Source organism: Pseudomonas endophytica (assembly GCF_001411475.1).
GTDB classification, from domain to species: domain Bacteria; phylum Pseudomonadota; class Gammaproteobacteria; order Pseudomonadales; family Pseudomonadaceae; genus Aquipseudomonas; species Aquipseudomonas endophytica.
Genome location: NZ_LLWH01000093.1, coordinates 1 through 4,700, shown reverse-complemented (window position 1 = coordinate 4,700; position 4,700 = coordinate 1). Strand labels below are relative to the sequence as shown.

The following is a 4,700-nucleotide window of genomic DNA, read 5'->3' as shown; positions in this document are numbered from 1 at the left end:
CCAGGGTTTGCTGGAGGTAGGCGGTGGCAGAGGGGTGGTCAGCATGGGCGTGGGTTTCTAGCAACCACTGCACTTTCAGCCCGTGGGCGTCGACAAACCGGATGATGCGGTCTGCGCTGTCGGTACTGACGCGCCCGGCGGCGGCGTTGTAGTCGAGGACTGGGTCGATGATGGCGCACTCAAGGCCATTGGCTTCGTGCACCACGTAGCTGATGGTCGAGGTGTTAGGGTCGAAGAACCCTTGAATTTCAGCGTGCATGAGGGGCCTCGCGTGAACCAACAGATATTCAATATATTGAAACATATATTATCGAGACGTAGACTGTCGACCATTACCTCACGGAGCCTTCCATGTCTGCTCAGCTCACCCGTGAAGAGATCGGCCTGTTGCGCGATTCTGCTTCCAAAGCCTGCGCCTTGCTTAAAGCCCTCGCCAATGAGGACCGGCTGTTATTGCTCTGCCAACTGACGCAGGGCGAACGCAATGTCGGCGAACTTGAAGATCTCACAGGGATTCGTCAGCCCACGTTGTCGCAACAGCTCGGCGTATTGCGCGATGAAGGCATGGTCAATACCCGTCGAATGGGGAAATACATTTTCTATTCGCTCGCCAGTTTTGAAGTGGTATCGGTGATGCAAACCCTGTCGGGCTTGTATTGCGGACAAGCGCTTAAGAAGTAACGCGGGCTTTCGCCCCTCTCCCTTCTTCCATTCATTGTTGTTGTGCCTGGAGTGCCCAATGGAGCCAACCATCAAGCGAATCGACGACTCATACTCGGTGTCTGCCCAGCTCGCGCTGTCTGATCTCCAAGCGCTGGCCGCACTGGGTTTTCGCAGTGTGGTCTGCAATCGTCCCGATCATGAAGGCGGCCCCGAGCAGCCCGAGCAGGGCGCTATGCAGCAGGCCGCTCAAGCGCTGGGGCTTAAGTTTGCGTATTTGCCAGTGCAGACAACTGGTGCAACGCCTGAGCAGGCACAACAACTGCGGGCTTTGTTGAGCGAGTTGCCACGCCCGGTGTTGGCGTATTGCCGCACGGGTAATCGTTCGTCGACGTTGTATGAAGTCGCGACCCAAGGCACGCGAACGGTCAGACCGTTTGATGTGGTGGTGGTCGGCGGCGGTTCGGCCGGCATTTCGGTGACGGCGAGTCTATTGAAGCGTGACCCGTCGTTGCGTATCGCGGTGATTGAACCGAGCACAGAGCATTACTATCAGCCTGCCTGGACGCTGGTGGCGGGTGGTGCCTACGACGTCAACGACACGGTGCGGCCTACCCGCGAGGTAATGCCTAAAGGCGCTGAGTGGATCAAGGCTTCGCTTAGCGCTTTTGCCCCGCAGCGCAAGGTGGTGCTGCTCAGTGACGGCTCTGAGTTGGGCTATCAGCAATTGATTGTTTGCCCAGGTTTGCAACTGGCTTGGGAAAAGATCGAGGGTTTGGAAGACGCTTTGGGCAAGCACGGTGTGACGTCCAACTATCGACATGATTTGGCGCCCTACACGTGGGAACTGGTGCGCTCGCTACGAGGCGGTAAAGCGTTGTTCACCCAACCGGGGATGCCGATCAAGTGCGCCGGTGCGCCGCAAAAAGCCCTGTATCTGTCGTGTGATCATTGGCGCAAGCAAGGTGTGCTGGAGGCCATTTCAGTAGAGTTCAATCTGGCGGGTGCTGCGCTGTTTGGTGTACCTACCTTTGTCCCGCCGCTGATGAAATACGTTGAAGCCTACAAGGCTCAACTGGCTTTTCAGTCCAATTTGGTGAAGGTTGATGGGCCGAACAAGACGGCTTGGTTCGATGTGACGGGTGCTGACGGACAGGTTACGCGTGTCGAAAAGCGCTTTGACATGCTGCACGTGGTTCCGCCGCAACAAGCCCCCGATGTGATCCGTCGCAGCGAGCTTGCGGATTCTGCGGGTTGGTTTGAAGTCGACCCGGCCACGTTGCAGCATCCGCGTTACCCCGAAATTTTCGCCGCAGGCGATGTGTGCGGCACCTCGAATGCCAAAACCGCTGCGGCGGTGCGCAAACAAGTTGTCGTGGTGGCTGACAACTTGGTTGCCTTACGCAAAGGGGCGGTATTGCCTAAGCGTTATGACGGCTATGGCTCCTGCCCGCTGACGGTCGAAAAAGGCAAAGTGATTCTGGCCGAGTTCGGCTACGGTGGAAAACTACTGCCTACCTTCCCGATGAATCCGACCGTGCCGCGTAAGTCTGCGTGGTTCCTGAAAGCGACGTTACTGCCTTGGTTTTACTGGCAGGGCATGCTCAAAGGGCGCGAGTGGTTGACTGACTGCAAGCCGGACTGAGTTCAAGCATGTTGACTATCATCTTGGGCGCGCTGGTGGGGCTGCTGTTGGGGTTGACCGGTGCGGGCGGTGGCATTCTGGCGATCCCGGCGTTGACGCTGGGATTGGGCTGGACATTGATCAACGCAACGCCGGTTGCGCTCTTGGCGGTCGGTGTTGCGGCGGCGGTGGGCGCCGCTGACGGGCTGCGCAAAGGCTTGGTGCGTTACAAGGCTGCGGCGCTGATGGCGGGAGCCGGGTGGCTGGTGTCCCCGCTGGGGCTGCATTTGGCCAAGTGGTTACCGGGCGCGGCATTGATGGCGTTGTTTGGGAGTGTGATGGTGTGGGTGAGCGTGCACATGTTTTTGAAAGCGCGGGCGGGCTGCCCAGCCGATGAGGACATGGACCCCAAAAACTGCCAACTGAACCCATCGACCGGGCATCTAAAATGGGATGTTCGGTGTGCTACTACCTTAGCTTCAATCGGGGCAACAGCGGGTTTTTTGACCGGCTTGTTAGGGGTTGGCGGAGGCTTTTTGATCGTCCCGGCCTTTCGCAAGTTCAGTGATGTCCCTATGCACGGGATTGTTGCCACGTCCTTGATGGTGGTGGCGCTGGTGTCACTGGGGACCTTGGGGCATCTGGTGTATCAAGGCTTTAGTCTGTCTGAAGAGGGCGTGTTGTTTATCTGCGCTACGTTGGCGGGAATGATTGTCGGGCGTGTGGTGGCGCCTAATGTCTCGGGCCAACGCATGCAGCAAGGCTTTGCCGTGCTGTGTGCGGTGGTTAGCGTGTTGATGATCGGCAAAGTCCTGTTGATGATGGTTTGACCCGATTTCGTTTAGGGGTTTGAGGTTTCTGTTGTGGAGCAACAGGTGCCCGACTCCAGATCCTTGAGGATAGGGCAGTCGGGGCGATGGTCGCCTTGGCAGCTTTCGACTAGCACTTGCAAGGTGTCGCGCAGGCTGCTGAGTTCAAGAATCTTTTGATTCAACGCCTCGATATGCTCACGGGCCAAGGCTTTCACATCACCGCTGGCGCGCTGGCGGTCTTGCCACAAGGTCAGCAATTTGCCGACCTCTTCCAATGAAAACCCGAGATCCCGCGAGCGCTTGATAAATGCCAGCGTGTGCAGGTCGTCGTCGCCGTATAAACGATAGCCGCTGTCGCTGCGGTGGGCGGGTTTGAGCAAGCCAATGGATTCGTAGTAACGAATCATTTTGGCGCTCAGGCCGCTGTGTTTGGCGGCCTGGCCGATGTTCATGACAATTGCCTCCTTACTCAAGGTCTTTGGGTTTCCATAATTTCAGTAACAGTGCGTTGCTGACCACGCTGACGCTGGAAAATGCCATCGCCGCGCCTGCCAGTACTGGGTTCAAGAAACCGAAAGCGGCTAGTGGAATGCCGATCACGTTGTAGACAAACGCCCAAAATAAGTTCTGACGGATTTTGGCGTAGGTTTTACGGCTGATTTCCAGTGCCGCGGGCACCAGTCGTGGGTCGCCGCGCATTAAGGTGATGCCCGCTGCCTGCATGGCGACGTCGGTACCGCCGCCCATGGCGATACCGATGTCAGCGGCGGCCAGCGCCGGAGCGTCGTTGATGCCGTCGCCCACCATGGCCACTACGCCGGTTTTTTTAAGCTGAGCTACGCTGGCGGCTTTGTCGGCGGGCAAGACTTCGGCATGCACATCGGTAATGCCCAGCGCTTGGGCCACGACTCGCGCACTACCGCGGTTATCGCCAGTCAGTAAGTGGCTGCTGATATGCCGTGCGGTGAGTTGTTGGATGGCAGATTGCGCGCCAGTTTTGAGGGTGTCGCCAAACGCAAACAGGCCCAGCACGCGTAGCTCGGGGCTATGCTCGATCAGCCACGAGAGGGTGCGGCCCTCGTTCTCCCATGCGGTTGCGGATGCTGCCAGCGAACCTGGTGTTAGGCCGCTTTCATCGAGTAAACGGCGATTGCCCAACGCCAGACGACGCCCTGCCAGCGTGCCTGCAATGCCACGTCCGGTCAGGGATTGGCTGTTGATCACATCCGGCACGTTCACGTTGCGCGCAGTACAAGCATCCAGCACGGCTTTGGCCAAGGGGTGTTCGCTGCCGCGCTGCAACGCTCCGGCGGCTTGCAGCAAGCGAGCTTCGTCGCCGTCCAGCGCTGCAAGGTGAGCGATTTGCGGGGTACCCGAGGTCAGCGTGCCGGTTTTATCGAACACCACGGCACTGACTTCATGCGCCCGCTCAAGGGCTTCAGCGTCTTTGATTAAGATCCCGTAACGTGCGGCCACGCCAGTCCCGGCCATGATCGCGGTGGGCGTTGCCAACCCCAAGGCACACGGGCATGCGATCACCAGTACGGCCACAGCGTTGATCAGCGCCGTCTCTATTGGCGCACCGTAGAACCACCAGCCCAGTA

Annotated in this window: 6 protein-coding genes; 3 read left to right on the top strand and 3 right to left on the bottom strand. The window is 58.4% G+C overall.

Annotation, left to right across the window (positions count from 1 at the left end):
• Window positions 1-259: MBL fold metallo-hydrolase (locus AQS70_RS07750; RefSeq protein ID WP_156355068.1), on the bottom strand; the 259-nt coding region annotated here is incomplete at its 3' end.
• A 92-nt stretch (window positions 260-351) separates the two neighbouring features.
• On the opposite strand from AQS70_RS07750, the gene AQS70_RS07745 reads away from it, so the two are divergent.
• The 3 genes from AQS70_RS07745 to AQS70_RS07735 are packed head-to-tail and all read left to right on the top strand — an operon-like array spanning window position 352 to window position 3,114.
• Complete coding sequence (locus AQS70_RS07745) at window positions 352-681, top strand: ArsR/SmtB family transcription factor (RefSeq protein ID WP_055102284.1); 330 nt, start codon at window positions 352-354, stop codon at window positions 679-681.
• Window positions 682-739: 58 nt separating this feature from the next.
• Window positions 740-2,305: a bifunctional protein tyrosine phosphatase family protein/NAD(P)/FAD-dependent oxidoreductase gene (locus tag AQS70_RS07740; protein ID WP_082428061.1), complete on the top strand. Its 1,566-nt coding sequence runs from the start codon at window positions 740-742 to the stop codon at window positions 2,303-2,305.
• 8 nt (window positions 2,306-2,313) lie between these two features.
• The gene (locus AQS70_RS07735; protein ID WP_055102283.1) at window positions 2,314-3,114 is read left to right on the top strand and encodes a sulfite exporter TauE/SafE family protein; all 801 of its coding nucleotides are present in this window, start codon (window positions 2,314-2,316) and stop codon (window positions 3,112-3,114) included.
• Window positions 3,115-3,125: 11 nt separating this feature from the next.
• Here AQS70_RS07735 and cueR read toward each other — a convergent pair whose 3' ends face one another.
• Window positions 3,126-3,548, bottom strand: coding sequence for a Cu(I)-responsive transcriptional regulator (cueR, locus tag AQS70_RS07730; RefSeq protein ID WP_055102282.1), 423 nt, complete (start codon window positions 3,546-3,548; stop codon window positions 3,126-3,128).
• 13 nt (window positions 3,549-3,561) lie between these two features.
• The coding region (locus tag AQS70_RS07725) for a heavy metal translocating P-type ATPase (RefSeq protein WP_156355066.1) at window positions 3,562-4,700 on the bottom strand (1,139 nt) is incomplete at its 5' end.

Coding starts and splice junctions, on each gene's coding strand:
- AQS70_RS07745 (WP_055102284.1), top strand. CDS start 352: ATGTCTGCTCAGCTCACCCGTGAAGAGATCGGCCTGTTGCGCGATTCT.
- AQS70_RS07740 (WP_082428061.1), top strand. CDS start 740: ATGGAGCCAACCATCAAGCGAATCGACGACTCATACTCGGTGTCTGCC.
- AQS70_RS07735 (WP_055102283.1), top strand. CDS start 2,314: ATGTTGACTATCATCTTGGGCGCGCTGGTGGGGCTGCTGTTGGGGTTG.
- cueR (WP_055102282.1), bottom strand. CDS start 3,548: ATGAACATCGGCCAGGCCGCCAAACACAGCGGCCTGAGCGCCAAAATG.